We start from the raw sequence: 26238 nt of genomic DNA, 5'->3' as shown, positions 1-26238 counted from the left end.
CAAGGTAAGCTATCGTCATGGAAATATCCGCCACCACCACGGCCCGCGCGGCCGGCCTGCGCTATACGGGCGACCATCAAAGCGGCATCGCCCGCCTGGGCAAGCCCGGCAAGTTCCGCTACCGCGACGGGGACGGCCAGTTCCTGCGCGATGCCGCCGCCTTGACGCGCATCAAGGCACTGGCCATACCGCCCGCCTGGACGGACGTGTGGATCTGCCCGCACGCCAACGGCCACCTGCAGGCGACGGGCCGCGATGCACGGGGCCGCAAGCAGTACCGCTACCATGCGCGCTGGCGCCAGGTGCGCGACGAAGTGAAATACGAGCGCATGCTCAGCTTTGGCCGCGCCCTGCCCGCCATCCGCGCCGCCGTCGCGCGCGGCATGCAGCTGCCGGGCCTGCCCCGTGAAAAAGTACTGGCCACCATCGTGCACTTGCTGGAATTGACGATGATGCGCATCGGCAACGAAGAATATGCGCGCACCAATCGATCGTTCGGCCTGACGACCTTGCGCACGCGCCATGTGCAGCTCGACGGCAGCGCCGTGGCCTTCCACTTCAAGGGCAAGAGCGGCGTGCGCCACGATATCCGCCTGAGCGACCGGCGCCTGGCCAGGGTGCTTGCGCGCATGCGCGAGCTGCCCGGGCAGGAACTGTTTCAATATGTCGATGAGGATGGCGCGCGCCACGGCGTCGATTCGGGCGACGTCAACGATTATCTGCGCGAGGTGACGGGCGAAGACTACACGGCCAAGGATTTCCGCACCTGGTCCGGCACCCTGCTGGCCGCGCTGGCCCTGCAGGCATTCGAGCAGGTCGATTCCGAGGCGCAAGCGAAGAAAAACATCGTGCAGGCGATCGAGTCGGTGGCAAAAAAACTGGGCAACACGCCGACCATCTGCCGCAAGTGCTATGTGCACCCGGCCGTGCTGGAATCGTATCTGGATGGCAGTTTATGGGAAGGCATGCGCGCGCGGGCGCGGCAGCAATTACAGGAAAACTTGCCGGCGCTGGCGCCGGAAGAAGCGGCCGTGCTGGCCTTGCTGCAGCAGCGCCTGCAGGCTTGACCCATCAAGCCTGGCGGGCGGGCTGGGGCTGGCACCGGGCCGACAGTGTGAGGGCGTCGCTGCGGCACACGGGCAAGGCGCCGTGCCCCCCATCGCGCGCCACGGGCGCCGGGACGGCATCGTCCGTCCGCGCTTCGTCCATATTGATCAAGGTGGCCGCCAGGGTCGAGAAAGTAAACAGGCAAATCAGCAGGAACGGCTTGTTCACGTGGATGGACTGGACTGGCTTTTGCATCGCATACTCCGTCGGACTGGTTGGCTGTTGCAGCATGAACAGCATCATCGCGTGTTTCCGCAAGGCATACAATCAGACAGTTTCGACAAGATAAGTAGGACAGCGCTGACAGGCTCAGCCATAAAGACCGGTGTCGGCAGATTTGACACCGGCGCCGGCCTGTTTCAGCCAAACCCTTGTTTTTACAGCACAATTTGTACGGGAACGCTTCCTGCTTGACCTCTTGCCTGGGCACGCTTGGCGCCGGTCAACGGGGGAACAATCATGGGTGTTATCAAACAGGCGCTGCTGGCGCTGCTGCTGTGCGCGATGTCCGCCGCGCACAGCAGCAGCATCGGCTACACGGCAACCACGCTGGGCGGCACGCAGTGGCGCTACGACTATACGGTCAGCAATACCACCCTGAGCGTGCCCATCGGGGAATTCACCTTGTTCTTCAGCGTGGGCCAGTACGCCAGCCTGCGCAACGTCTCCACGGCGCCAGGCTGGGACATGCTGCTGGCGCAGCCCGATCCCGCCATCCCCGCCAGCGGCTACCTCGACGCGCTGGCGCTGGCCGGCGGCATCCATCCCGGCGCCACGGCCACGGGCTTTTCCGTCACCTTCGACTACCTGGGCGCGGGCAGGCCCCGCGCCCAGCCGTTTTCCATCCTCGACCCCGTTTCCTTCATCGAACTCGACTCCGGCAGCACGCAGCCGGCCGCCATCGCCCTGCCCTCCACACCATGGCTGCTGCTGGCCGGCGTGCTGGCCATGCTGTGCCTGCGGCGCCGGCAACTGGCCGCCGCCGCGCTGGTCCCATTGCTGGCTGCGGGCCTGTGCGCCTGCGGCGGTTCGGACGATCCGACGCAGCCGCCCACGCCGAAAGTCATGCTGGCGGCGGATGCGAAGACGCTGCCGGGGCCGGACACGGCCGTGCCCCTGGCGGCCAGCGCGGACGCCGGCCTGGCTGCCGGTCCCTTCACGGTCACGGCACTGCACAAGGTCGACGAGCAGCGCATCAACCGCCGCATCTACGAATACACGTTCCGCATCAGCATCCGCAACAATGGCAGCGAAGCGGCAAGCAACGTGCGCGCCATCCTGACCAGCGTGCCCGCCGGCGCCGGCATCGTGGACGACAGCGTGCTGGCCGGCGGCATGGACGCGGGCGCGACTGTCACTCCCGACGACACCATCACCCTGCGCATCGATCGCACGCGTCCGTTCGAGCTTGGCGGCCTGGCGTGGAACATCACGTCCGGCGCCAGCGTGGCGCTCGACCCCGCGCGCCCGGCGCAGGTGGTCAGCCTGCCGCTGGCCGAACTGGGCTTTCCAGCTGGCGCCGACAAGGTCGCGGTCAGCGGCGCCGTGACGGACGTGCTGCTGAAAGATGGCAGCCTGCGCTTTTCCACCCCGGGCGACACGGGCGAAGACCAGCACGCGCAGTTTTTTGTCACCAAGGGCAACATCGTCACCACCCTCGACCTGCTGATCCAGAGCGAGCTGCCGACCGCCCTGCAAGTGTATGTCGAGCCGCTCGAGAACGGCTCGCTGCCGCCCGCGCCGCCGAAGCTGGCCATCGGCGGCCTGGGGCCGAACAATACGCTGCAGCCTGGCGGCCTCTCCTTCCGCCTCGAGGGCGTGGCGCCGATGAACCTGCGCAACGACAGCAGCGGTTTCCTGGCGGCGCAAGGCGGCGCGACGGTGGCCATTCATCCCTACTGGGTCTTTCATCCGGACACGGGCAGCTTCAGCATCAGCGCCACGGCCATGCAGCAACTGCTGAACGTACTGCCGGCCGGCGCACTGCAGTTGCACCTGAATTTTGTCACGCAGGATGGCGAATTTGCCGCGTCGTACGCACTCACCGTCATCAAGGCCGCTACCGTGCTGCAGGGCCAGATGCGCACGCCGGCAGGCGGCAACGCCAGCGGCCTGGCCGGCAAGAAAATCTTGCTCACAGGCTATAACTTCCACCTGCGCCGCGTGGCCGTGATCGACGCGGCGGGCGCCTTCCATTTCGACGGCGTCATTCCCGACACCTACCAGCTGACCCTGAACGACCTGGACCATCCGAATGTCGTCGGCATCAGCACGGCCATCTTCCCCACCAGCACCATCGTCAACGTCGGCATCACCTACCCGTATGCCGCCGGCCCCGGCTTGCAGGCGCCGACGGCGCCATGGACCGCCGCAGCCGTGACGCAGGATGGCGCCGCACCGCCGGCGCGGCAAGCGGCGCAGACCATGGCCGCGCCGGCACCGGCCACGCCGCAGGATGAGGACGAGGACGGCACCCAGTCCTTCACCGCCACGGCCGGCCCGCAAAACCAGACCGTCGTGCGGCCCTTCAGCTACACGGTACCGAAAGGCACGCAGGACGTGGGCGTGAAAATCACCGTCAGGACGGCGGAATATCCCACCTACACGACCCAGCAAAGCCAGTACAACGATACCTGGGCCTACGTCGTGGTCGGCTTGCCGGGCGTCGACCTGGCAAACATGGGCGCCGTCAACCAGTCGCATTTCACGCAAGGCAGCACCGTCAGGACGGAATGCGTGGATGTCAGCCAGGAAACCAGGACGGGGCCGCTCGTCATCACGGGCGCCGTCAGCGCCACGAATATCGGCGACAGCCTGCTGGCCACGCTCACCACGGTCGAACTGAGCCTGGCCTGCAAGGGCTTGAAGATCACGCGGGCGCGCTTCTTCCCGATCAATGCGGAACTGCATCCCGTGCTGCAGCCGCGCAATCTCACGCACAACCTCCCCGGCCCCTACGTGTCCGTGCCGCAGAACACGCCCGACCGGCACACCATCTCACTGGAAGTGCGCTATTCCCCGGAAAGGGTCAACTTGACCGAGGTCAATATCGGCATGTCGGCCGATGGCGCCAACCCGGCCTTCAGCACGGTCAATCTGCTCGGCCAGGCCAACATCCGCGGCAAGGACAGGATCACCTTCCCGCGCCTGAGGCTGCCCGACTTCCCGGGGCCGAAAATCGACAGGAAAGCCGTGCTCACCGTCCGCCTGAAGGGACGCGTCGGCAATGCCAACGCCGCGTCCGACCCCGCGGAAGGGGGGCAAGTGGAACTCAAGGGAAGCACGGCGTTTATCCCGCTGTATCTTGCCAACAACGAGGCGGCGCTGGCGAAGCGGCGCTACGGGCCGCGCGATGACGGCGGCGACTCGTGGGCCACGCGCCTGAGCATCGCCTGGCTGGCGGAAAAACCCTACCGTTTCAACGATATCAGCGGCCAGCACGTGACACAGGAGGCGTCAGGCCGCTCCATCCTCGACCACGACGGCCACAGCGATGGCCAGCAGATCGACATGCGCTACGCGGATGGCGCGGGCGGCTACTCGGACGAGCTGGGCGGCCTGGGCAATGGCGCCGCCATTCTGCAGCTGATCAACGATGCGCAGGCGGAAGTGGCGGCCGGCTTGCCGAAAAAGCCGAAACTGGCCAGGCTGGGCGCGTGGATCACGGCCAACCGGGCCATGCTGACCCTGGAAGCGGGCGCCGCCAGCACGCGCGTCGTCTACATCGGCCACCGCTTCATCAAGCTGGCCCTGATCGACGGCTGTTTCGCCAGCCCGCCGCACGCGCGGATACCGGGCGTGCCGGTGTGGACCAAACCCCTCAAGGTGAGCATCGACCCGTCCCACTTGCACCACTGGCATCTGAGCATGACGGCCCATCCTTGAACAGCCGGGCGGCGCCCCGGACGTGTTCAGGCAGGCAGGTCGGACAGTTCCAGCTCCGAAAACCCGGCCCGGCGCCGCGCTTCCAGGTTGAACGGGCCGCGCAGCGTGGGCGCTTCGTAGCGCAGCGCCAGCTCGGCATAGGTGGCGCGCAGTTCCAGCCCCCGCTGACCGCACAGGTAACCGTACCAGCGGTTGCCGATTTCCACGTGCCCCACTTCATCGCGCAGGATGATGTCGAGAATGGCGGCGGCGGCCAGGTCTCCCGCCTGCGCCAGCTTGGCGCGCAGCGGCGGAATCGCGTCCAGCCCCCGCGCTTCCAGGGTGCGCGGCACCAGCGCCATGCGCGCCAGCACGTCGCCGCGCGTCTTGTCGACCATTTCCCACAGGCTGTCGTGGCCGGGAAAGTCGCCATACGTGTGGCCCAGCACCTGCAGATGCGCCTGCAGCATGGCGAAATGCGTGGCTTCCTCTTTCGCCACGCGCAGCCAGTCCGTGTAGTACTCGACGGGCAGGTCCGGGAAGCGCCACAGGGCGTCGAGCGCCAGGTTCATCGCATTGAATTCGATGTGCGCCAGCGCGTGGACCAGCATGGCGCGCCCTTCCGGCGTGATCATCGAGCGCCGTCCCACCAGGCGCGGCGGCACCAGTTCCGGACGCGCGGGCCGGCCCGGCACGGCACCGGTGGGCGCCAGCGGCGCCTTGACGTCCAGCGCCAGCTCGGCTGCGGCCATGGCCGCCACCATCGCCACCTTCGTCGCCGGGTCGGGTTCGAGCAGGCAAGCGAGCGCAAACGTGCGCAATTCCGCTGGCGCGGTGGAGGTCGATGAGGGCAGTGGCATGGCGGTTCTTCCGGACAGGTTCTTCAACAAGGGCCGCAGTGTATCAAATTGCCTGCCCCGCCAGCCAGTCGGACAGCGCCTGCACTCTGGCCGGCAGCGGTGTGCGCGCGGCGTGCACGAGGTAATACGCCTGCGGGCTGGCCAAGTTGAAACCGCCGAACGGCAGGACCAGCTGGCCGCTGGCCAGCCACGGCTGCACCAGCTGGCGCCGGCCCATGGCCACGCCTGCGTGGTGGATGGCCGCCTGCGCGCACAGGTCGGCGCGGTCGAAGCGCAGGCTGCGCGCGGGCAAGGTCACCTCCGGCGCCTGCCCGTCCAGCCACAGCCGCCACTCGGCATCGGGCGCGCAGGCGGGCCAGGCCAGGGTGTCGTGCAGCACCGTCGCGCCAGGCAAGTTGTGCGGCGCATCGAGCAAGCCGTGGTCGCGCGCATACTGCGGGCTGCAGACGGGCGCCAGCCATTCATCCATCAGCTTGCGCGATACGAGGCCGGGAAAGTGGCCGTCGCCATAGTGCAAGGCCAGATCGACCTGGCCGGCGCGAAAATCCACGCTTTCATTGCCCACACGCAAGTCAATCGACACGTCCGGATAGTGCGCAGCGAAGCCCGCCAGGCGCGGCACCAGCCAGCATTGCGCGACAGACGGGCGCGCATGCACGGTGACGCTGCCCGCCAGCGCATCGCCGCCGGCAAGGGCCGCCTGCAGGCTGTCCCAGCCGATTTGCAGGGCCGCGAAGATGCGCTCGCCGTCTTGCGTCAGTCTGACCTGGCGCGTCAGGCGCTCGAACAAGCGCAGACCCAGCCCCGCTTCCAGCCGCGCGATGCGGTGGCTGACGGCGCTGGGCGTGAGCGCCAGTTCCTGCGCCGCCAGCGCGAAACTGGCATGGCGCGCCGCCACGAGAAAGGTGTGCAGGTTGGCGAACTGGCTGGCCGTGAGCGTGGCCCCAAGCGTGGCCCTGCGCGGCGCGCCGGCCGGCATCAAGCGGCTCCGGCCGCCAGCAGGGCGCGGCCGCGCGCCACGTAGGCCGCCATCTCCTGCTCCGGCACCATGCTGCCGCCCGTGCCCCACACCAAATGCGTGGCGCCTTCCAGCGTTGCCTGGTACTGCGGTGCGGCCAGCACGTGCGGAATGCCGGCGAAACCGGCCACGGCGGACGGTTCCAGGCGCCAGCCTTGCGTTTGCTCAAGCGTCGCCAGCAAGCGGTACAGTTCTTCATCCGTGACGGTGGCGTAGCCGTCGATCAGCCGCTGCATGGCGCGTCCGACGAAACCGGACGGGCGCCCCACGGCCAGGCCATCGGCGGCCGTGACGTTGTCGATGCCGATTTCCTGCACGCTGATTCCCTCGTGCAAGCCCGTGTGCACGCCCAGCAGCATGCACGGCGAATGGGTCGGCTCGACGAAGACGCAGTGAACAGCATCGCCAAAGGCCAGCTTCAAGCCGAAGGCCACGCCGCCGGGGCCGCCGCCCACGCCGCACGGCAGGTACACGAACAGCGGGTGCTCCTCGTCCACCGCGACGCCGGCAGCGTCAAACTGCGCTTTCAGGCGCTGGCCCGCCACCGCGTAGCCGAGAAATAAATCGTGCGAGTTTTCATCGTCGACGAAGTGGCAGGTCGGGTCGTTCTCCGCCTGCCTGCGCCCCGCTTCCACGGCCACGCTGTAGTCGGTCGCGTATTCGACGACGGTGACGCCGTGGCTGCGCAATTTGTCCTTCTTCCACTGGCGCGCGTCGGCGGACATGTGCACGGTGGCGCGAAAGCCCAGGCGCGCGCTCATGATGCCGATCGACAAGCCCAGATTGCCCGTGGAGCCGACGGCGATCGCATACTGGCCAAAGAAGGCGCGCACGGCGTCGCTGGCCAGCAGGCTGTAATCGTCGCCCTCCTTCAGCAAGCCGGCGTCCAGCGCCAGCGTTTCCGCGTGCTTCAGCACTTCATAGATGCCGCCGCGCGCCTTGATGGAACCGGAAATGGGCAGATGGCTATCCTGCTTGAGCCATAGCTGACCGCTCGTCATGCCTGACGCCCAACCCAGCGCCGCCTGCATGGCGGGCAGCGGCACGACGGGCGACTCGATGACGCCGCCGCTGGCCGCCGTTTCCGGAAACGCCTTCGCCAGATACGGCGCAAAACGCGCCAGGCGCGCGCTGGCGTCGGCCACGTCGGCCGCCGTCAAGCCCACGTCGTGCAAGGCCTCGGCCGCCGGTGCAATGCGGGGATTGAACCAGCTCAAGGGCTGCAAGGCCATCAGTTCTGTAATCAGGGGAAATTTTTCGCACAGTGCGGCGATGGCGGAAGTGGGCAGCATGGCAAGCTCGTGTAGGGACAGGCCATGATTAGACCGCATCCGGGCGCGCCTGGCAAACGATGGTTGATCAGGCAATGGGTGACGGGAGATCACCTGTCATGCCGCAACAGAAAAAACAAGGCTATTTGCCAAGAGCAAGCGCCCTGGATTTTCTGCTGCTTAAGAACGATGCGATAAACACGGCTGGAAAACAGGCCAGCCAAAGATAGCATCCGGCGCCGAATCCCAGCACCGCATAAGAACCATTATCACTAGGAATTGCTTCAATGCCAAAGGTGGTCAGTGCCAGCGCAAAGCCAAAAAAGACAGCCAGCATCGCGGCACTGGGCTTCTCTTTCGAAAAGTACATGGCAAAAATAAGCAGCGGATTGGCAAACCAGGCAAAACTGCCGGCCAACGGCCCTAGCCAGCCGAGCAACAACACGCCCCCGCCCAGCAAGACTTCGTGGGAGTCCACGATTGCCGTTAAAAACAGGGATGCCACATATGCAACAACGCCAAGGGACAGCACGATGGCGGCGGCATCTTCGCCGAGTATTTTTTGATATTTCACAGGTTTCCGATGGCACGAACGGGTTTAGCAGGACGACGATGAATTAACCAGGAGAAATAGTCCCCTTACGGCTTTAGCGGCACGGCGCCCACTTCAGACCACACCCGCATGCCTCGCCATCGCCCGCCTGTGCGGCAAACGCCGAAAACAGGACGCCATGCAGCATAACAAATTACCAAGAAGAAACATGCACACATTGTCACAAGCACCTGGCCAGCGCCGATGCGGTGCATTCGGCAGGCGCCTTCCCCTCCCGCGTCGGCAACTGGAAGGCGCCACGTCTGACTGCCGGGCTTAGAACTTCAGCTGCAGCCCCACATCAATCGACCGGCCCTCGGCCGGCAAGGCTTGCAGCGCGCCGCCGTTCGCCTTCAGGCCGGACAAGTACACGCCGCCCAGCGGGTCCGCATAGGCGCGGTTGAACAGGTTGCTGACACCGGCGCTCAGGCTGGCCATCTTGTTCAATGCCACGCTGCTGCGCAGGTTGACGAGCGCATAGCCGCCCGTTTCCGGTTCGAAGCGCCGGGCATCGACCTTGTCCTTGCGGGCCACGATCTTCGTTTCGATGCGGCTGCTCCAGGCGCCCAGCTTGTGCTCGACGGCCAGCAAGGCGTTGAACGGCATCATGCGGTACAAATCGCCGCCATCGCTGCGCTTGCCCCGCGTGTAAGCGGCATTGCCCGTCGCCATGAAACGGCCCCAGCGCGCGCTGCTGGCCAGCGGCAACTGCCAGGCCACATTCGCGCCGTACAATTTGGCGTCGTGGTTGGCAAAGCGCAACAAGTTGCCGTTCGCGCCCATTTTCATATACTGGTGGAAAGACGCCAGCACGTCGACGTCGATGTAATTGTCGACCTTGCTGTAATACGGGTTGACGCGCAGGAACCAGCCCTCCTCGCCGCCGCCATGCCAGTCGGCCGTGAACGCCGCCGTGTAAGCCGTCTCGGGTTTCAGGTCGATACTGCCCACATAGCCGTTGCCGTCGCCAAACCAGTTGGTCATGGTCATGGCCATCGAGCCGCGGCCCCACGAGTAACGCTCGTACAGGTTGGGCGAGCGCACCTTGCGCGCCAGCGCGAATTCATAGCTGCTGGCGGCGTCCGGCGCAAACGTCGCTTGCGCCGTGGCATCGATATTCGTGTCGCGCTGGCTGCGGCTGCGCGCATTGAAGGCTTTGGCGGCCATCAGGTCCGGCATGTTCATCATGTTGGTGCCGTACGATTGCACGTCGCCCGTGTCCATGCGCACGGATTCGCCGCGCAAGCCCAGCACGCTGGTCCAGCGCGCATCGTGGCGCGTTTCCAGCTCGCCAAACAGCACGGTGCGGTCGCGCTTGCCGTCGTTGATGTTCAGGTAGGTGCGCGGCCCCATCATCATGGAACCGGGCACGGCCGGCCAGTAGTCGTCGAGGCGGAAGCCGTGCCATTCCTGGCCCAGGCGCAACTCGCCCGCCGCCGTCGGCAGGCTGGCCATCAAGGCATAACCGGTGTTGCGCCCGTGCGTAATCATCGGCATCGAACCCTTGCGCTCGCTGCTGAAGAAGCCCATCTCATGGTCCGTCTGCTGCCAGTAGGCGCGCGCATCGAACATGCCCCAGGCAAACGTGCCCTGGTAAGCCAGGTTGGCGAACTGGCCGTGGTTGTCCGTCATGTCCATGTACTGATTGGGAAAACCCTGGTACGGGATGTGCTGCACGCCGGCGCGCAGGGTCAGCTGCTGGCCATCGCCTTTCGCCGCCAGCACGATGGACTGGTTGATGCTTTCATACATGCTGGCCAGCACGGAGTTGCCATGCCCATCTTCATAGCTGTGGCCGCGCGTGTAAGCGCCGCTGTAGCCGACGCTCAAGGTGTCGCTGGCGGCCGACGCATGCACGCTGGTCGCCACGCTGTTGTTGACGCTGCGTCCCGACACGGCAAAGCTGCCTTGCGTGAGCAAGCCCGCGCCGGGCTGGGCGAACACGGGCGCGTTCGATTGCACCTCGATGGTGCCGCCGATGCTGTCGCCGCCTGCGCTGACGGGTGTCACGCCGGCGATCAGGCGGATGCGCTGCACTTGTTGCGGATCAATGTAGGACAGCGGCGCATTCATATGATTGGCGCAGGCCGACGTCAATTCCATGCCGTCGATGCGAATCTTGAGGCGGTCATCGGCAAAACCGTTGACCACTGGCAAGCCGGACACGCCGCCTCCGGCCGCCACGCTGTAGCCGGGGGTGCTCGACAGCATTAATGCCGTGTCGGCAGCAGGACGGTAGCCGTCGACTATGGCCGTGACGATGACTTTCATTTCGGGCAAGACGGTGGTGCCGGCTTCAGTACGCGTTTGCGCCACGGCAGGCATGGCGAGGGCGAGGGAAATCAATAACGGTAAATGTTTCATGGTGCTGCTTTCAGTTTCTGTATGGGTAAGACGAACAGGCGCAAGCGCAGCACAGTGCCGCGCGGCGCAAGGCAGTTCAGGGAAAGGGACAGATCAGAAAGCGGCGGGCGGGCCACGGGGCTGGACGGGCGTCCAGGCGAACAGCGGCGTGGCGGATTGGTAGAACAGCTCGGGCAGCAAGCCCGTGATGAGCTCGCCTGACGCGAGCACGAGCGAGGTAGGCGGTATCGACAAGGTGTCGGCATGCATGCTGCAGCACGGGCAATCGCCCATGCGCATGCCGCCCTTGGAAGTATCGGGCGCGTCCGTGGAAAACGTTGCCGGCAGCATGTTCATGCCGCCCGCCACCGAGCAGATTTCCAGGCTGGGCACGGCCAGGCCGCTGGCGACCGTCAGCGCGCGCGACACCGTAGGGGCGAGCGTGGCCAGGAAGATGGCGATACACGCGATCCACAGGACGATGCTGGCCTTGCCTTTGCTGATGAACATGGCAACATTGTATCAGGGCAAGCCCCCTGCGCACAGGGTGCAGGTCAAGCCTGGCTTACAAATCCACCTTCAAGCTCAGCTTGATAGCGCGCGGGGCGCCCGATGCCAGACGCGTGCCGGCGCCAGCCCAGTAGCGCTTGTCCGCCGCGTTTTCCACGTTCAGCTGCCACACGACGGCTTTGTTCATGACCGTGCTCGCATAGCGGGCGCCCGCGCTGAACAGGCTCACGCCGCCGAGGAAAGCCTGGTTCAGGTCGTTGACGGGACGGGCGCTGTAATAATACGCGCCGCCGTTGACGGACAGGCCAGGCACCGCATCAAACGCGTAGGCGAGAAAGGCGCTGGCCGTGCGTTTCGACGCGTTTTCCGGCGCCTTGCCGTTGTAGTCGGCGTTGATGTGCGCAAAGCGCGGGTCGAGCAGCTGGGCCGACGTCTGCCACGACAGCTGGCGCGTCAGCTTGCCTTGCGTCGAGATTTCCAGGCCGCGATAGCGCTGTTCGCCATCCGACGTGAAGACATTGCTGCTATTCGTGTAATAGCCGGGGCGCGTGATGTCGAACAGCGCGGCCGACAGCAAGGTGCCGCCCGGCGTCAGCCAGCGCGCGCCCAGTTCCTTTTGTTTGCTCACGCCCGGCGCCATCTTGACGCCCTGGTTGACGGTGCCCGTCGGGCCCGTCTCGCCCTCTTCCAGCCCCCGCGCCGTCGAGGCGTAGAACGACAGTTCGGGCGTGGCCTTGTAGATCAATGAGGCCATCGGCGTCGTTTTGCTGACGTCGTAGTGGCTGGCGCCCTGGTCGCTTTGATAACTGCTGCGGCGCACGCCGATGACGCTTTGCCATTGCGGGCTGAAGACCATGCGGTCGAGCGCGTACAAGCCCGTGTCGCGCGTGTCGAGCGCGGCCGTCGTGGGCGCCGTCGGCTTGGGACCGAACACGACATTCGTCACGGGCACGGGCTGGTACAGGTTTTGCGCCGCGATCGTGTAGTTGCTCTGGTAGATAGGATCCTGGGATTTGTCCGTGCGCGAGGCGCCCAGGGTCAGTTCGTGGGCAATCAAACCCGTATTGAAATTGCCGGCGAGTTCCGCGCGCAGCAGATCCGACGCCGTCACGCTGTGCTGGATATTGCCCGTGATGCGGCCCGCGCCCGTGGCCAGGGCCGCCGCGTTATTCAGGCGAAAGATCGCCAGGCGGCGGTCGCGCGCCGTTTCCGAGTGGCCCGCTTCCACCGTCAAGGCCCAGCCGTCCGTAATGGCGTAGTCGGCGCGCAATTGCGCGTTTTTCGTCTGCGCCTCGAAATTCGACCAGTCGGGGCCGATCAGCTGGCGCGGGTCGACGGCGCGCGGCAGGCTGATCATGCCTTTGACGGCGGCCGGCAAGGCCACGCCCGCCTGTTCCGTCACCTTGCGGCGGTCGTATTCCAGGTCCGCCTTCAACAGCAGTTTATTTGTCACCCGCCAGTCCAGCGCGGTGGAGAGAAAGCTGCGGTTGCCATTGCCGACATGATCGAGGTAGGAACCCAGGGTGCCGCCGGCCGCGTTGATGCGCACGCCGAATTCCTGCTGCGCGCCGAAACGGCGGCCCACGTCGACATGCGCCACGGCACTGCCCCGGTCATCGAGACTCAAGCCCATGCTCGTGACGGGCTGGCTGCCGGCCCGCTTGGTGACGAAGTTGACGACGCCGGCCGGCGACGTAAAACCGTAGTACAGGGCCGAGGCGCCCTTCAGCACTTCCACCCTTTCCTTGTTTTCCATGGGCACTTGCGAGAAGTTCATGATGGGCATGGAACCGTTGAGGCGGTAATTCGTGCGGTTTTCCACGGCGATGCCGCGGATGACCAACTGATCCCACGTTTCGCCGCCGTTTTGCTGGCGCGTCACGCCCGCCGTATTGCGCACGGCGTCGTACAGGCCGGACACGGCTTGCTGTTCCAGCAATGCGCGCGTGATCACGTTGACGGTCGACGGCACATCCATGATGTTGGCGCCGCGAAAACTGCCCGCCTCCGTGGTCACGGGCACCAGGCCTTGCGCGCGGGCACCCGTCACCTGCACCGCCTGCATGACTTTCTCATCGCCAGCCGTCAAGTCATCCTGGCCGCTGGCGCCATTGGCGGCGCAGGCCGTGTGGGAAGCGAAAGCCAGCGACAAGGCGGCAGCCACTGGAAGTAGTTGCAAGGAAGGGAAAGCTGCGCGCATATAAACGGGTCTTTCGACAAAGAAAAGTGATAGAAGGAAACTTCAAGTTACCGCGCATAATATCCGTAACGAGAATCATTCGCAATAAATAAGTGACAATTCGTGAGAATCTGAGAATTTCATAAGATAAACAGTCCGCCAGGCCGCCTGTTATCACTTGAACACGTTTGGATTTTGCAGACGAGGCCGCAAAGAGGCATACTGACAGTCACGGCGCGCAGGACGCGCCGCCCAACAAGATCAAAAGGTAAGTTCGTGAATACAATCGACAACAAAAGCGTGCAGACGAAAACATTTCGCTGGAAACGCTGGCAGCGCTGGGCCGTCGGCACCGGCTGCGCCCTGGCCGCCTACAGCGCGGCCGGCTTCTGGCTGGTGCCCTACGTCATCAAACACCAACTGCCCAAATTTGCAGAGAAAGAACTCGCGCGCCAGGCCAGCATCGCCGACGTGCGCTTCAACCCGTTTACCCTGCGCCTGGAAGCGGATCAGATCGCTTTCAAGGAAGCGGCCAGCGCAAACAATGCGCCGCTGCTGTCCATCGGCGCCCTGGCCGTGCAACTGGAGTGGAAATCCATCGTGCGCCGCGCCTGGAGCCTGGCGGAAATCCGCATCACGGCGCCGCAAGCCCAGCTGACGATCACGCCGGACGGCAAATTCAACCTGGCCGAAGTGCTGGCCACCTGGCAACGCAACCATCCGGAAAAAAGCGAAGGCGGCATGCCGCGCCTCGTCATCGCCCACTTTGCGCTGGAACAAGGCAAAGTGGATTGGCACGACCAGAAGGCGGGCTATGCGGACAACTTCACGCCCATCAACTTTACGCTCGACAATATTTCCACCCTGCCCGACGCCAACGGCAGCTACAGCCTCAGCGCCGACGCGGCGCGCGGCGGCAAGCTGCACTGGCGCGGCACGGCCTCGCTCAGCCCGATCCGGGGGGAAGGTGAACTGATACTGAACGACGCTTCCCTGCCCGGCCTGGCCGCCTATCTGAAAGCCTATACGCGCGCCACGGTCGCGAGCGGCAAGCTGTCGGCGCGCCTGCCCTACGCCTTTTCCTATGCCGACGGCACGCTGCAAGCGACGGTCAAAGGCGCGGGCCTGGCCTTGCGCGACCTGGCGCTGGTGCAAGACGGCAAGGGCGCGCCATTTACATCGCTGGACACCCTGGGCATCGCCGGCGTGAACGCCGACCTGGCGCGCCAGAACGTCACGGTGGATAAAATCAACTTGTACGGCGGCAAGGTGGCCGTGCGCCGCGACAGCAAGGGCGAGATCGACGTGGCGAACCTGATGCTGCCGGGCAATCCCGCACCCGCAGCATCGGCCGCCGCACCAGCCAAGCCTGGCAAGTGGAAGGTAGATCTAAAACAGCTGGCGCTGGCCAACGTGGACGTGTCCGCCATCGATGAAACCGTCACGCCCGCCCTGCAATTGAGCGCAAGACAGTTGCAGCTGCAACTGCAGCTGGGCTTGCAACAGGGGCCAGCGGGCATGGCCACCGTGATCGACGGCGCCAATTTCAGCCTGGCCGATCTGGCCATGCAACGCGGCGCGCAAACGCCGTTCAAGCTGGCCCAGCTGGGCTTTACGGAAGGCAAGATCGACCTGGCGGCGCATGCCGTGCACCTGGGTGCCGTGACGGCCAGCGGCGCGCAGATCGACCTGGCGCGCAACCGCCAGGGAGACTTTGCGATTGCGCAAAAGCTGCCCGTGTTTGCCTCCAGCAAGGCCGACGCAGGCAAGGAAACCGCTTCCGCGCCGTGGTCCACCAAGGTAGACAAGGTAGAGCTGAGCAGGTTCGGCGCCCGTTTCGATGATGCAAGCACCGGCATCAAGGGCACGCTGCAGGACGCGCGCCTGTCCCTGCACAACGTCAGCAACGATATGCAGCAGGCGCTGCCGTTCGAACTGGGCGTGGGCCTGCGCGAAGGCGGCTTGCTCACTGCCAACGGCAAGTTCGTGCCGGGCACGGGCGCCGTCGATGCCCAATTGAACTTGAAACAGCTGACCCTGGCCCCCGTGCAACCCTTGCTGGCGCAACATCTGAAACTGAAGCTGGCGGGCGGCTCGCTCTCCGGCAGCGGCCGCCTGACGACGGGCGGCGGCGCGCCGAAAGCGCCGAAAGTACGCTATGTGGGCGGCGTGGATATCGCCGGCCTCGTGCTCAATGAAACGGATGGCAAGCGCTTTGCCTCATGGAAAAGCGTGCGCGCCGACAAGCTGACGGCCAGCGTCGGCCCCGATTTCGTCGACATCCCCGAATTGCGCGTGGTCGAACCGAACGCCCAGCTAATCATCGAAAACGACCGCAGCCTGAACGCCCAGCGCTTGCTGGTGAAAGCGCCGGAACCGGCCGCGCCCGCGCCGTCGGCCACCGCCACGCCGGCCGCCGACGCCGCCTTCCCCGTGCGCGTGCGCCGCGTGCGCCTGCAGAATGCCAAGCTGGACTTTGCCGACCTGAGCTTGCGGCCCCAGTTCGCCGCCAAGATTTATGAACTCAACGGCGTCGTCACGGGCCTGTCGACGAAACGCGATGCGCGCAGCCAGATCGAACTCGACGGCCGCATCGACGAATTCGGCCTGGCCCGCGTGCGTGGCCAATTGAACCCCTTCGCCCCGACCGACAACACGGACTTGAACGTGGTGTTCAAGAACGTCGACATGGTGTCCGCTTCGCCGTACACGATGAAGTTCGCCGGCTATAAAGTGGCTGAAGGCAAGATTTCGCTGGACTTGCAATACAAGGTGCGCAACCGCCAGCTCGACGGCACCAACCAGATCGTGCTCGACAAGCTGACCCTGGGCGAGCGCATCGACAGCCCGGACGCCCTGAAACTGCCTTTGGAACTGGCGCTGGCCATCCTCAAGGATAGCGACGGGCGCATCGACCTGGGCTTGCCTGTCTCGGGCGACATGAACGACCCGCAATTCAGCTATGGCGCCCTGATCTGGAAAGCCGTGGGCAATGTGCTGACGAAAATCGTCACGGCGCCGTTCCGCGCGCTGGGCAACTTGCTGGGCATCAGCGCCGACAAGCTCGAAGCCATCGATTTTGACGCGGGCAGCGCCGTGCTGCTGCCGCCGGAGCGGGAAAAGCTCAAGCAGGTGGCGCAAATCCTCGCCAAGCGCGAACAGCTGAAGCTGGCCGTGCCGGGCCAGTACAGCGACACGGATGCGGCCGCCCTGCGCGCCCAGGCCGTGCGCCGCGCCGTCGCCGCCAAGGCCGGCATCAAGCTGGAAGCGGGCGAGGAACCGGGACCGTTGAACCTGGGCGAACGCAAGATACGGGGCGCCCTGCGCGACCTGTACGGCGAACGCTTCGGCAAGGCCGAGCTGGACAAGCAAAAGAAAGCGGCGGAGTCGGCCGTACCAGCCGCAGCGGCGGCAGCCTCCGCCAGCGCCTCCGCTCCGGCGACGGCCAAAATCCCCGTCCTGCAACGCCTGGGCAAGCTGATCGAGGGCGAGCCGCAAGTGGCCGACACGGGCGCTTTCTATACCGGCTTGCGCGAGCAGCTGGAAGCCAAGCAGCCGCTGCCTGCCGACGCCTTGAATAAACTGGGCGCCCAGCGCAGCGCGGCGATTCTGGCCGCTTTGCAGCAGGACGGCACGCCGGCGGCCAGGATCAGCGCGGGTGCGCCGGAAAAAACGGAGGCTGCGCCGGGCAAGCTGGTGGGGCTGAAACTGGGATTGGCCGCGAAATAAAATCTGGGGTCAGACCCGTCGGGTCTGACCCCGGCTCTTTGCCTGTGGGTTCCATTCATCCCATAGCGTTCACGGTACAAGCCTTTAAAGTTCCGGGGTCGGACCCTCAGGGTCCGACCCCGGCATTTTCGCGGTATGGGTTAAGTGCCCAATGCTTTTGCTCGCTTATTCTTGCTCGCTTACCTTAACGGCATTACCTCCTATCCAGTGTTTTATTGAAAGCCACGCCAAACCCAGCGAAAAGCAACATACAAACCTCGCAACATTAGCAAGACAAGTATCACACCTATGGTCGGTGGTAAAAATGTAAGGGCCAGTGCCGTCCAACTAGGCTCGGAAAGCTTAAACTCACGAATACATTGCTTGACCCGTAATTTCTCAAGCTCGACAGCAATCTGCTTTTTCTCTAAATTCTTTTTTTCATCTGCCGCTGCAGCTTCTTTCGCCCTTGCCTCGATGCGTTTGAGAAGACACTGATGGATTTCATCAGTAGATCTCTCTTGACCGCCATAACCAGCCAAGATAGGCGGATTGCAAACGATATTATCACTAGCTGTCTGGGTTGCCATCTCGCGTTCCCACATCAGAATGTCCGCTAACTGACTGCGCCCGGGCATGACTTCAGGTTCTTCCTCCTGTGGACGTAAAGTTATATGAATAGGGCAGAACGAATTAGCCTCATCAATTGCAAAATCTTTACGATCAAAATAATAACTTACCGCATATGTGAACTCATATATGGCGTTCCAGCGAACCAATGCAAATATTATCCAAAAAAATGCGCATATCACCCACAAACGATACCAGCCTCGTTTAACCGTCATACTGTCAACTTGCTCGGCACTACTATAGTTACAATCATCGCGTACCCAAAAAATCGTATTCTATTTGGCTGCGGCGTCACCGAGCAATGCCGCAGCACCACATGTATTAACTACTTCCCTTTCCCCGCCTCCTTCACCGCCTCATCCGGCAAGGCAAACGCCACCAGGCTATCGCCCATCTTCGTGCCCAGCGAACCGTGGCCGCCGGCCATCACCACCACATATTGCTTGCCCGTCTTGTCGGAGACATAACTCATCGGTGTGGCCTGGCCGCCGGCCGGCAGGCGGGCTTTCCATACGGTCTTGCCGTTGCGCACGTCGTAGCCGCGGATGTAGTAGTCGAGCGTGCTGCTCAAAAACGCCACGCCGCCGCCCGTGGTACTGATGCCGCCCAGGCTGGGTACGCCCAGCGGCAAGGCGATGGGCACGGGAGCGCTGTCGCGCGTGGTGCCGTTCTTGTGCATCCACACTTTTTTCATGGTGCGCAAGTCGACGGCGGCGATATAGCCCCACGGTGGCGCCTGGCAAGGGAAGCCCAGCGGCGACAGGAAGGGCTTGATTTCCACGGCAAACGGCACGCCAGTCTGCGGCTGCAAGCCCATTTCCGTGCCCGTGCCGCCCGGCGCATTGGCTTGCGCGCGCGGCACCAGGCGTTCCAGGAAGCCCATGTAGTCGGGGTTGACCAGCAGCAACTGGCGCACGGGATCGACGGCCGCCCCGCCCCACTCGAAGATGCCGAGCGGACCGGGCGAAATGATGGCGCCCTTGATCTTGCCTTCGGCCACCGTTTGCGGCGTGAACGGCCCTTCATAGCGGTGCTGGCGGAAAATGATGCGGCACGCCAGCTGGTCGAACGGCGTCGTGCCCCACATATCCGTTTCGCTGATGTTTTTCTCGGGCAAGAAAGTGAGGGCCGAGAACGGCTGCGTGGGCGACAAGCGATCGCCGGGGGCGGCGTTGGCCGTCGGCACGGGTTTTTCCGGCGCCGGCACGACCAGGCTGCCGTCGCGCCGGTCGATCACGTAGATGTCGCCCCGCTTGGTGGTCGCCACCACGGACGGGACCTTGCCTTTCGGCGTGTCGATGTCGACCAGCGTGGGCTGGCCGCCGATATCCATGTCCCAGATGTCGTGGTGCACGGTCTGGTACACCCAGCGCACCTTGCCCGTCGCCAGGTCCAGCGCGACGATGGCACTATTGAATTTCTCGCCATGGGGGTTGCGGTTGCCGCCCCACGTATCGGGCGTTTCGTTGCCCATCGGAATATAGACCATGCCCAGCTTTTCATCCACGCTGGACACGCCCCAGGAATTCGGCGAATTGTTCGTGTAGGTTTTCCCCTCGGCAATCGGCGCCGTGTCGTCGGGGTTCGAGGCATCCCAGTTCCACATCAGCTTGCCGGTGACGGGGTCGTAGCCGCGGATCACGCCAGACGGCTCTTCCGTGGAAAAATTGTCGGTCACGCTGGCGGCCATCACCACCACGTTTTGCGCCACGGCCGGCGGCGACGTCGGCATCAAAAAGCCCCGTTTCTTCATGCCCATGCCGTGGTACAGGCCGATGACGCCATTTTCGCCAAAGCTCTTGCACGCTTCGCCCGTATCGGCATTGACGGCGATCAAGGTGGCGTCCATGGTGGGCGCGAAGATACGGCGCGGGCATTCCATGCCGGCCGCTTCCGGCGCCGGACTGTCCTTGGCGCGGCCCGCGTTGACGTCCCAGTAAGCGACGCCGCGGCAGATCATGTGCTGGTAGCTCGACGCGTCGCGGTTGATCTTCGGATCGTGGCGCCATATCTCCTTGCCCGTGTCCGGGTCCAGCGCGATGACGATGTTATGCGGCGTGCACAGGTACAGCATGCCGTTGACCTTCAGCGGCGTGACTTCGTTGGCGATCTCGCCCGGGTCGTTCGGCCCCTTGAAGTCGCCCGTGTTGTAGACCCACGCCTGTTTCAGCTGCGCCGCGTTGGCCGGCGTGATCTGCGCGGCCGGCGCATAGCGGTCGCCATAGCCGGAGCGGCCATACGCGGCCCAGTCGTTGGGCGCCACGCCGGGCGCGAAATCGCCTTGCGGCGTGGCCGCCATGTTCTCGGCCGGCACTTCGCCGTGCAAGGTGTAATAGTCCTGGAACAGCGAGAACACGCCCACGGCGGCCGTCACCACCACGGCCGCCGTCAGGGCGCTCTTGCCGGCGTCGCGCGGTTTCGTCCCGGCCGTCAAGGGCGGATCGAGGCGGCGGTCGATGAACGGCAGCAGCAGCCAGACGGCGGCGGCGAACCAGATATCGAGGCGCGGCAGCAATTGCCACCAGTCGAACTTCACTTCGATCACGGACCAGATCAGGGTGCCGAACAGCAGCAGCGCCAGGAAAGGCTGGGCGCTGCGCCGCCCCTTCCACACGAGGGCGCCCGCGATGAGCATGCCGATGCCGGCCACGACGTAATACCAGGAACCGCCGAGGCTGACGAGCCAGGCGCCGCCGCCAACGAGCGCCAGGCCCAGCAAGATGAAGATGACTGCGGTGATGACAAGCAAGGGTCCAGGCCGGGCAGAGGCAGTCATGATGCTCCTTTACAAGAGTCAGTCGGCGGCACGCGCCTGCGCACCGTATTTGATGGCAATCAAGGACATTGCATTTTTTCACTAAATGGCAAAGCGTGCCACACGCCAGAACGCCCGCTGCCTGCCGTGTGGCTTTTTATACACGGCATGCCAGTTTACTCAGCTTCCGCGATGCGATTTTGATGAAAAACATCAATTAAAATAAATAAACAACAAATTTCTCGAATAAAACAAATTTATGTCGTAAAATAAAAAAACCAACCCGAACAAGCATTCTTCATGAATTTCAACTTTCCTTGGAGCGGCGCCCATCATGACCATCGCTAAACGGCTGTATGCCCTGATCCTCTCCGTCGTCCTGGGGCTGGCCGCCCTGGCGGGCTTTGGCATCTACCAGATGGACCGCGTGTACACGGCGGCCAGCTATGCCACCGTCAACACCGTTCCCAGCCTGCTGACCCTGAACCAGGCGTTCGTGCCGTTCGCGCAGATGCGCACGGCCGTCTGGCAGCACATGGCCAGCAAGGACGCCGCCAGGCGCGACAAGCTGGAAGCGGGCATCAACGAGGCGCGCGCGGCGGTCGGCAAGGCGCTCGACCAGTATGAAAAGGAAAACATTTCGGACGAGCAAGACAAGGCGCTGCTGGCCGCGGACCGTGCCATGCTGCTGCGCTACGACGCCGTGCGCGACAAGGTGCTGGCGCTGTCGAAGGCGGGCGAACCCGACGCCGCACGCGACTTGCTGATGGAAAGCCAGCCCCTGATCAAGGAACTGGTCGACGCCCTCGCCGCCCATCACCGCTACAACGAAACCCTGGCCGCCAAGGGGGCTGCCGACGGCGCCGCGGCCGCGGTCAGCGCGCGCTGGATTTCCAGCGGCCTGGCCCTGGCCGTGACGGCCCTGGTGGCCGGCATGGGCCTGCTGCTGGCGCGGCGCATCGCCGCCTCGCTGGCCGATGCCATCGGCGTGGCCCGCACCATCGCAAGCGGCGACCTCAGCGTGCAGGTCCCCGCCGCCTCGCACGACGAGGTGGGCCAGCTGATGACAGCCCTGGCGGAGATGAGCGACAGCCTGGTGCGCATCGTGGCCGAAGTGCGTGCCGGCACGGACACCATCAGCACGGCGTCAAGCGAGATTGCGGCGGGCAACCTGGACCTGTCGGCGCGCACGGAGCAGCAGGCCGGCTCGCTGGAAGAAACCGCCTCGGCCATGGAAGAACTGACGGCCACCGTGCGGCAGAATGCGGACAACGCCCGCCAGGCCCGGCAAATGGCCGTCGCCGCCTCGGACCAGGCGCAGCGGGGCGGGCAAGTGATGGGCGACGTGATACGCACGATGCAAGCGATCGACAGCTCGTCCGCCAAGATCGCCGACATCATCGGCGTCATCGACGGCATCGCCTTCCAGACCAATATCCTGGCCCTGAATGCGGCAGTGGAAGCGGCGCGCGCCGGCGAACAGGGACGCGGCTTCGCCGTCGTGGCGACCGAAGTGCGCAACCTGGCGCACCGTTCGGCGGCCGCTGCCAAGGAAATCAAGACACTCATCGGCGACTCCGTGCAACAGGTGCAACAAGGCGGCAAGCTGGTCCAGCAGGCCGGCGCGACCATGACGGAAGTGGTCGACACGGTACGCGGCGTCACCGACATCGTCAGCGAAATCTCGGCCGCCAGCGTGGAGCAAAGCACGGGCATCGAGGAAATCAACCGCGCCATCACGCAGATGGATGAAGTCACGCAGCAGAATGCGGCCCTGGTCGAAGAAGCGGCGGCGGCATCGCAATCGCTGCAGGAGCAGGCGGCCAACCTGGCCGGCGTGGTGGGCACCTTCAAACTGGCGCAAGGGCAAGCCGCCGCCGCGCCCCGCGCGCCTGCCGCCCGGCGGCCGGCACAGCACAAGGCCACGCTCAGGCTGGTCGCCACGCGCCCAGCAGGCCAGGCCAGGAACACGGCGCCGGCCGCCGCCGATGCCGGCGACTGGGAAGTATTCTAGGTCCGCCCTCACGCAGGATCACGCGCATAGTCAGCACTGGAGCACCGCCATGAACGCCTTCCTCTCCATCCATCCCTTCCTGCGCTGCGAAGACCTGTCGCTGATGCGCCCGGCGCTGGCGCTGGCAGGCCTGCTGTTGCTGCTGGCCGCCCTGCTCTGGCGCCGCACCCGCTGGCGCCAGGCCGGCCGCGCGCCAGCCGCCGGCGGCAGCACGCCGTCCGACCTGCATCAACTGCTGCAGATGCGCAAAGCGGCCCCGCCGGCCCGGGGGACTGACAGCGCACCGCCGCCGCAAGCGCCCAGGGCGCCGGGCGCGCCGCCATTCGAACTGGCCCGCCTGGACGCCATGTTCGGCTACGACCGGCGCCTGCAGGGCGAGATTCTGGCCCTGTTCGTGGCCGAGACGCGCGACCGCCTCGCCGGCATCGCCCATGCGCTGCGCTGCGAGCGGGCCGCGCCGGCACGCGTGCTGGCGCAGGAAATTCTCGACGGCAGCCAGGCCATGGGCCTGCTCCCCTTGCAGGCGCTGGCGCGCCAGGCCGTGCATGCGGGCTTTTCCAACGATATCGGCGCGCTGCGCCGCCTGCATGCGGAACTGCTGATGGCGCTCGACGCGCTGTCGCAAGCCGTCACGGCGCTGCAAACGGGCGCGGTGCTGGCCGAGGAGCGCAGCGGCGCAGGCAGCCGGCCATGAGTGCGCGCATCGACCTGGCGCGCCAGCCCGGCCCTGAACCAGCCAGGTTTTTAGTGAATTTATCTAATTCGTTGAAATTGATTTTTTGAGCGCGATTGCGTATCATCCTCTTCAACTTCATCCGTAACCATACAGCCCATCATGCACACTGCAGACGTTTGCACTACCCAAAAGGCCGCCGAAATCCTCGGCATCTCGGTCACATCGGTGCAGCAACTGGTCGAGGCCGGCGTGATCGAAGCCTGGAAAACCAAGGGCGGCCACCGGCGCATTCCCCTCGCGGCCGTCGAAGCCTACAAGGGCAATCCCGGCCAGCCGGGCCAGGACCAGCGCGCCGCACGCGCCAACCGCCCCGCCCCGTCGGGCCGCCCGCCGTCCATCCTCGTCATCGAAGACAACCCGATCGAACGCGCGCTGTATGAAAAGCAGATCGGTTCCTGGGGCTTGCAGGCGGACTTGCGCTTTTGCGAAAACGGCTACCAGGCGCTGATGGAAATCGCCCGCGACCAGCCCGACATCCTGCTGGCCGACATCATCATGGAAGGCATCGACGGCTACGAGGTGATCCGCACCATCCTGGCCGACCCGCTGCTGGCGGACATGCACATCGCCATGCTGTCGAGCCTGACGCCGGAGGAACTGGAAGAACGGGGCGGCGTGCCGCCCGGCGTGGTATTTTTTGCCAAGCCCGTCAATTACGACGAGCTGCGCGGCTATCTGCGCGCCTGCTGCGCCGGCCATGCGCGGCGCAACAGCCTGGCCGCCTAGCCGGCCACCGCCTTTCCCCCGCCACGGAGCCGCCATGCCAGCCTATCGCCACATCGATCCTGCCGTGCTGTTCCAGGCCACCGGCCGCGACCTGGAGATGTTCCGCGCGCTGTCGCAGACTTACCTCGATACGGCGCCGGCCATGTTTGCCCGCGTCGAGCAGGCCGTGCGCGGCGGTGCGGCGCAAGCCATCGTGCACAGCTGCCATACCTTGCGCGGCACCGTCGCCCTGCTGGGCGCCAGCGCCCTGGTGGCGCGCCTGGCGGAACTCGAGCAGCTGGTGCGCCGCCAGGGCGTGGCGGCAGCGGGCTGGCTCGATGAGACGGCGGCGCTGGTCGGCGCAGTGGAGCAGGAGGTACGCCGCAGCATGCTCGACTACACGGGCGCGCAGGCATGAACGCGCGCCAGGCCGCCCTGCGCCTGGTGCACCGCTATCGGCCGCGCACCACGGCGGCCGTCGTGGGCCTGGTGCTGGTGGGCCTGCTGGCGCTGCGCATCGTCGTCTCCGGCGTGCTGCTGCACCGCGAAGCCGTCGATGACTGGAAACAGGACCTGTCCAACCTGTCGCTGCTGCTGGCGGAAAACACGGCGCAGAGCATGACGGCGGCCAGGCTGGTGCTCGACGGCGTCAGCGGCGAAATCGATGCCGCCGCCCCCGCGGACGCGCAAGCGCTGGCCGCCGCCGTCGGCACCCGGGCCACGCACCAGATGCTGCTGCACAAGATCGGCGGCGTGCCGCAAGTGGACGTGGTGTCCATCGTCGGCGGCGATGCCAGCGTGCTGGCCTTCAGCCGCGCCTTTCCCGCGCCGCCCATCCGCCTCGACGAGCGCGATTACTTCGAGTATCACCGGCGCCACCCGGACGGCGGCATGCATGTCAGCGCGCCCGTGCAAAACAAGGGCAATGGCGCCTGGACCTTCTATATCAGCCGGCGCATCAGCGGCACGGACGGCCGCTTCCTGGGCGTAGTGCTGGTGGGCCTGTCGTGCGACTTCTTCAGCAAATTCTTCCAGAACACCAGCATCGGCGAACACACGGCCTTTTCCCTGTACCGCAGCGACTACACGCTGCTGGCCCGCTGGCCGGCCGTACCCGCCATGATGGGCAAGCGCAACCTGACGGGCAGCACCTACCGTCTGCTGGAACAGGGCAAGAGCGATGGCGTGCTGCAGGTGGACTCGCCGCGCGCGGCCGACCAGGGGCGCGCGGTCGACCGCCTGGCCGCCATACGGCTGGTGCGCGACTATCCGCTGGCCATCAACGTGACCGTGACGGACGACGTCTACCTGGCGGGCTGGCGGCGCATGCTGCTCACCATGGGCGGCGCGGCCGTCGTCAGCCTGCTCGTGCTGGCCGCGGCCGTCGCGCTGATCCTGGCCCTGCTGCGGCGCCAGGAGCGCGACGCGGCCACGCTGCTGGCGCTGCAGGAGTGCGCGGCAACGGCGCATGCCGCCGAGCCGCCGCAGCCGCAGATAGCGCCGCCATCCGCCGATGCGCCTGCATCCGCATCGGCGCAGGGCGCGCGCATCCTGCTGGTCGAAGATACGGCGCTGAACCGCCAGCTGGTGTGCCTGCAGCTGGGCACCTGCGGCTACGCCATCGACACGGCGGAGAACGGCGCGCTGGGCCTGCAGGCGCTGGCCGAACAGCAGTACGACCTGGTCCTGATGGATTGCATGATGCCCGTCATGGACGGCTACCAGGCGTGCCAGGCCCTGCGCGCCCGCGAAGCGGCCGGCGGCGCGCCGCGCCTGCCCGTCATCGCCCTGACGGCCGGCGTCACGGACGACGACCGGCAGCGCTGCGCGGCGGCCGGCATGGACGATTACCTGTCCAAGCCCTTCACGGCCGCCCAGCTGCGCGCCATGGTGGAACACTGGCTGGCGCACTAGCCTCCGCCTGCCGCCTGGCGGCAAATTGGCCA

General features: G+C 65.3%; 18 protein-coding genes. 8 read left to right on the top strand and 10 right to left on the bottom strand.

Annotated features, from left to right (window positions below; genetic code table 11):
• Window positions 1–17: 17 nt before the first annotated feature.
• Window positions 18–1067 carry a DNA topoisomerase IB gene (locus tag BZG29_RS14075; protein WP_077403805.1) on the top strand — a complete coding sequence of 350 codons (1050 nt, stop codon included), beginning with the start codon at window positions 18–20 and terminating at the stop codon, window positions 1065–1067.
• A 4-nt stretch (window positions 1068–1071) separates the two neighbouring features.
• On the opposite strand, the gene BZG29_RS14070 is transcribed toward BZG29_RS14075, so the two are convergent.
• Complete coding sequence (locus BZG29_RS14070) at window positions 1072–1302, bottom strand: hypothetical protein (protein WP_150130906.1); 231 nt, start codon at window positions 1300–1302, stop codon at window positions 1072–1074.
• 264 nt (window positions 1303–1566) lie between these two features.
• On the opposite strand from BZG29_RS14070, the gene BZG29_RS14065 reads away from it, so the two are divergent.
• Window positions 1567–4992 carry a hypothetical protein gene (locus BZG29_RS14065; RefSeq protein ID WP_077403799.1) on the top strand — a complete coding sequence of 1142 codons (3426 nt, stop codon included), beginning with the start codon at window positions 1567–1569 and terminating at the stop codon, window positions 4990–4992.
• Between the two features lie 26 nt (window positions 4993–5018).
• Here the strand turns inward: BZG29_RS14065 and BZG29_RS14060 are convergent, their stop codons facing one another.
• The 7 genes from BZG29_RS14060 to BZG29_RS14030 form a co-directional block, all read right to left on the bottom strand.
• Window positions 5019–5831 (bottom strand): ferritin-like domain-containing protein, encoded by an 813-nt coding sequence (locus BZG29_RS14060; protein ID WP_077403796.1) that lies wholly within the window; start codon window positions 5829–5831, stop codon window positions 5019–5021.
• Window positions 5832–5874: 43 nt separating this feature from the next.
• The gene (gene dsdC / locus BZG29_RS14055; protein ID WP_077403793.1) at window positions 5875–6810 is read right to left on the bottom strand and encodes a DNA-binding transcriptional regulator DsdC; all 936 of its coding nucleotides are present in this window, start codon (window positions 6808–6810) and stop codon (window positions 5875–5877) included.
• Window positions 6810–8141 carry a D-serine ammonia-lyase gene (locus BZG29_RS14050; RefSeq protein WP_077403790.1) on the bottom strand — a complete coding sequence of 444 codons (1332 nt, stop codon included), beginning with the start codon at window positions 8139–8141 and terminating at the stop codon, window positions 6810–6812. The genes dsdC and BZG29_RS14050 overlap by 1 nt, the downstream gene beginning before the upstream one ends.
• 121 nt (window positions 8142–8262) lie before the next feature.
• Window positions 8263–8694, bottom strand: a complete 432-nt coding sequence (locus BZG29_RS14045) for a hypothetical protein (protein WP_077403787.1) — start codon at window positions 8692–8694, stop codon at window positions 8263–8265.
• Window positions 8695–8988: 294 nt separating this feature from the next.
• A complete protein-coding gene (locus tag BZG29_RS14040) occupies window positions 8989–11076 on the bottom strand; it encodes a TonB-dependent receptor (protein WP_077403784.1) in 2088 nt (695 codons plus the stop codon).
• Window positions 11077–11169: 93 nt separating this feature from the next.
• Window positions 11170–11565: a DUF2946 domain-containing protein gene (locus tag BZG29_RS14035; protein WP_077403781.1), complete on the bottom strand. Its 396-nt coding sequence runs from the start codon at window positions 11563–11565 to the stop codon at window positions 11170–11172.
• Window positions 11566–11620: 55 nt separating this feature from the next.
• The gene (locus BZG29_RS14030) at window positions 11621–13744 is read right to left on the bottom strand and encodes a TonB-dependent siderophore receptor (protein WP_366928654.1); all 2124 of its coding nucleotides are present in this window, start codon (window positions 13742–13744) and stop codon (window positions 11621–11623) included.
• A 276-nt stretch (window positions 13745–14020) separates the two neighbouring features.
• Between BZG29_RS14030 and BZG29_RS14025 the strand changes: the two genes are divergently transcribed.
• The gene (locus BZG29_RS14025; protein ID WP_253192576.1) at window positions 14021–17473 is read left to right on the top strand and encodes a DUF748 domain-containing protein; all 3453 of its coding nucleotides are present in this window, start codon (window positions 14021–14023) and stop codon (window positions 17471–17473) included.
• Between the two features lie 212 nt (window positions 17474–17685).
• Here BZG29_RS14025 and BZG29_RS14020 read toward each other — a convergent pair whose 3' ends face one another.
• Window positions 17686–18297, bottom strand: a complete 612-nt coding sequence (locus BZG29_RS14020; RefSeq protein WP_150130905.1) for a hypothetical protein — start codon at window positions 18295–18297, stop codon at window positions 17686–17688.
• Between the two features lie 110 nt (window positions 18298–18407).
• Window positions 18408–20858 carry a membrane-bound PQQ-dependent dehydrogenase, glucose/quinate/shikimate family gene (locus BZG29_RS14015; protein WP_077403771.1) on the bottom strand — a complete coding sequence of 817 codons (2451 nt, stop codon included), beginning with the start codon at window positions 20856–20858 and terminating at the stop codon, window positions 18408–18410.
• Between the two features lie 313 nt (window positions 20859–21171).
• Here BZG29_RS14015 and BZG29_RS28665 point away from each other — a divergent pair, with 313 nt between their 5' ends.
• From BZG29_RS28665 to BZG29_RS13990, 5 genes are all read left to right on the top strand, one after another.
• The gene (locus BZG29_RS28665; RefSeq protein WP_077403768.1) at window positions 21172–22851 is read left to right on the top strand and encodes a methyl-accepting chemotaxis protein; all 1680 of its coding nucleotides are present in this window, start codon (window positions 21172–21174) and stop codon (window positions 22849–22851) included.
• Between the two features lie 49 nt (window positions 22852–22900).
• Window positions 22901–23545 carry a hypothetical protein gene (locus BZG29_RS14005; RefSeq protein ID WP_077403765.1) on the top strand — a complete coding sequence of 215 codons (645 nt, stop codon included), beginning with the start codon at window positions 22901–22903 and terminating at the stop codon, window positions 23543–23545.
• 141 nt (window positions 23546–23686) lie between these two features.
• A complete protein-coding gene (locus tag BZG29_RS14000) occupies window positions 23687–24313 on the top strand; it encodes a response regulator (protein WP_077403761.1) in 627 nt (208 codons plus the stop codon).
• Between the two features lie 34 nt (window positions 24314–24347).
• Complete coding sequence (locus tag BZG29_RS13995) at window positions 24348–24710, top strand: Hpt domain-containing protein (RefSeq protein WP_171985012.1); 363 nt, start codon at window positions 24348–24350, stop codon at window positions 24708–24710.
• On the top strand, window positions 24707–26206 hold the full coding sequence (locus BZG29_RS13990; RefSeq protein ID WP_077403754.1) for a response regulator: 1500 nt from the start codon (window positions 24707–24709) through the stop codon (window positions 26204–26206). The genes BZG29_RS13995 and BZG29_RS13990 overlap by 4 nt, the downstream gene beginning before the upstream one ends.
• Window positions 26207–26238: the final 32 nt, after the last annotated feature.

The sequence above is a fragment of the Janthinobacterium sp. LM6 genome, from assembly GCF_002002885.1.
GTDB classification, from domain to species: domain Bacteria; phylum Pseudomonadota; class Gammaproteobacteria; order Burkholderiales; family Burkholderiaceae_D; genus Janthinobacterium; species Janthinobacterium kumbetense.
The sequence above is the reverse complement of the archived record's forward strand: the minus strand, read 5'-3'. Positions and strand labels throughout refer to the sequence as shown.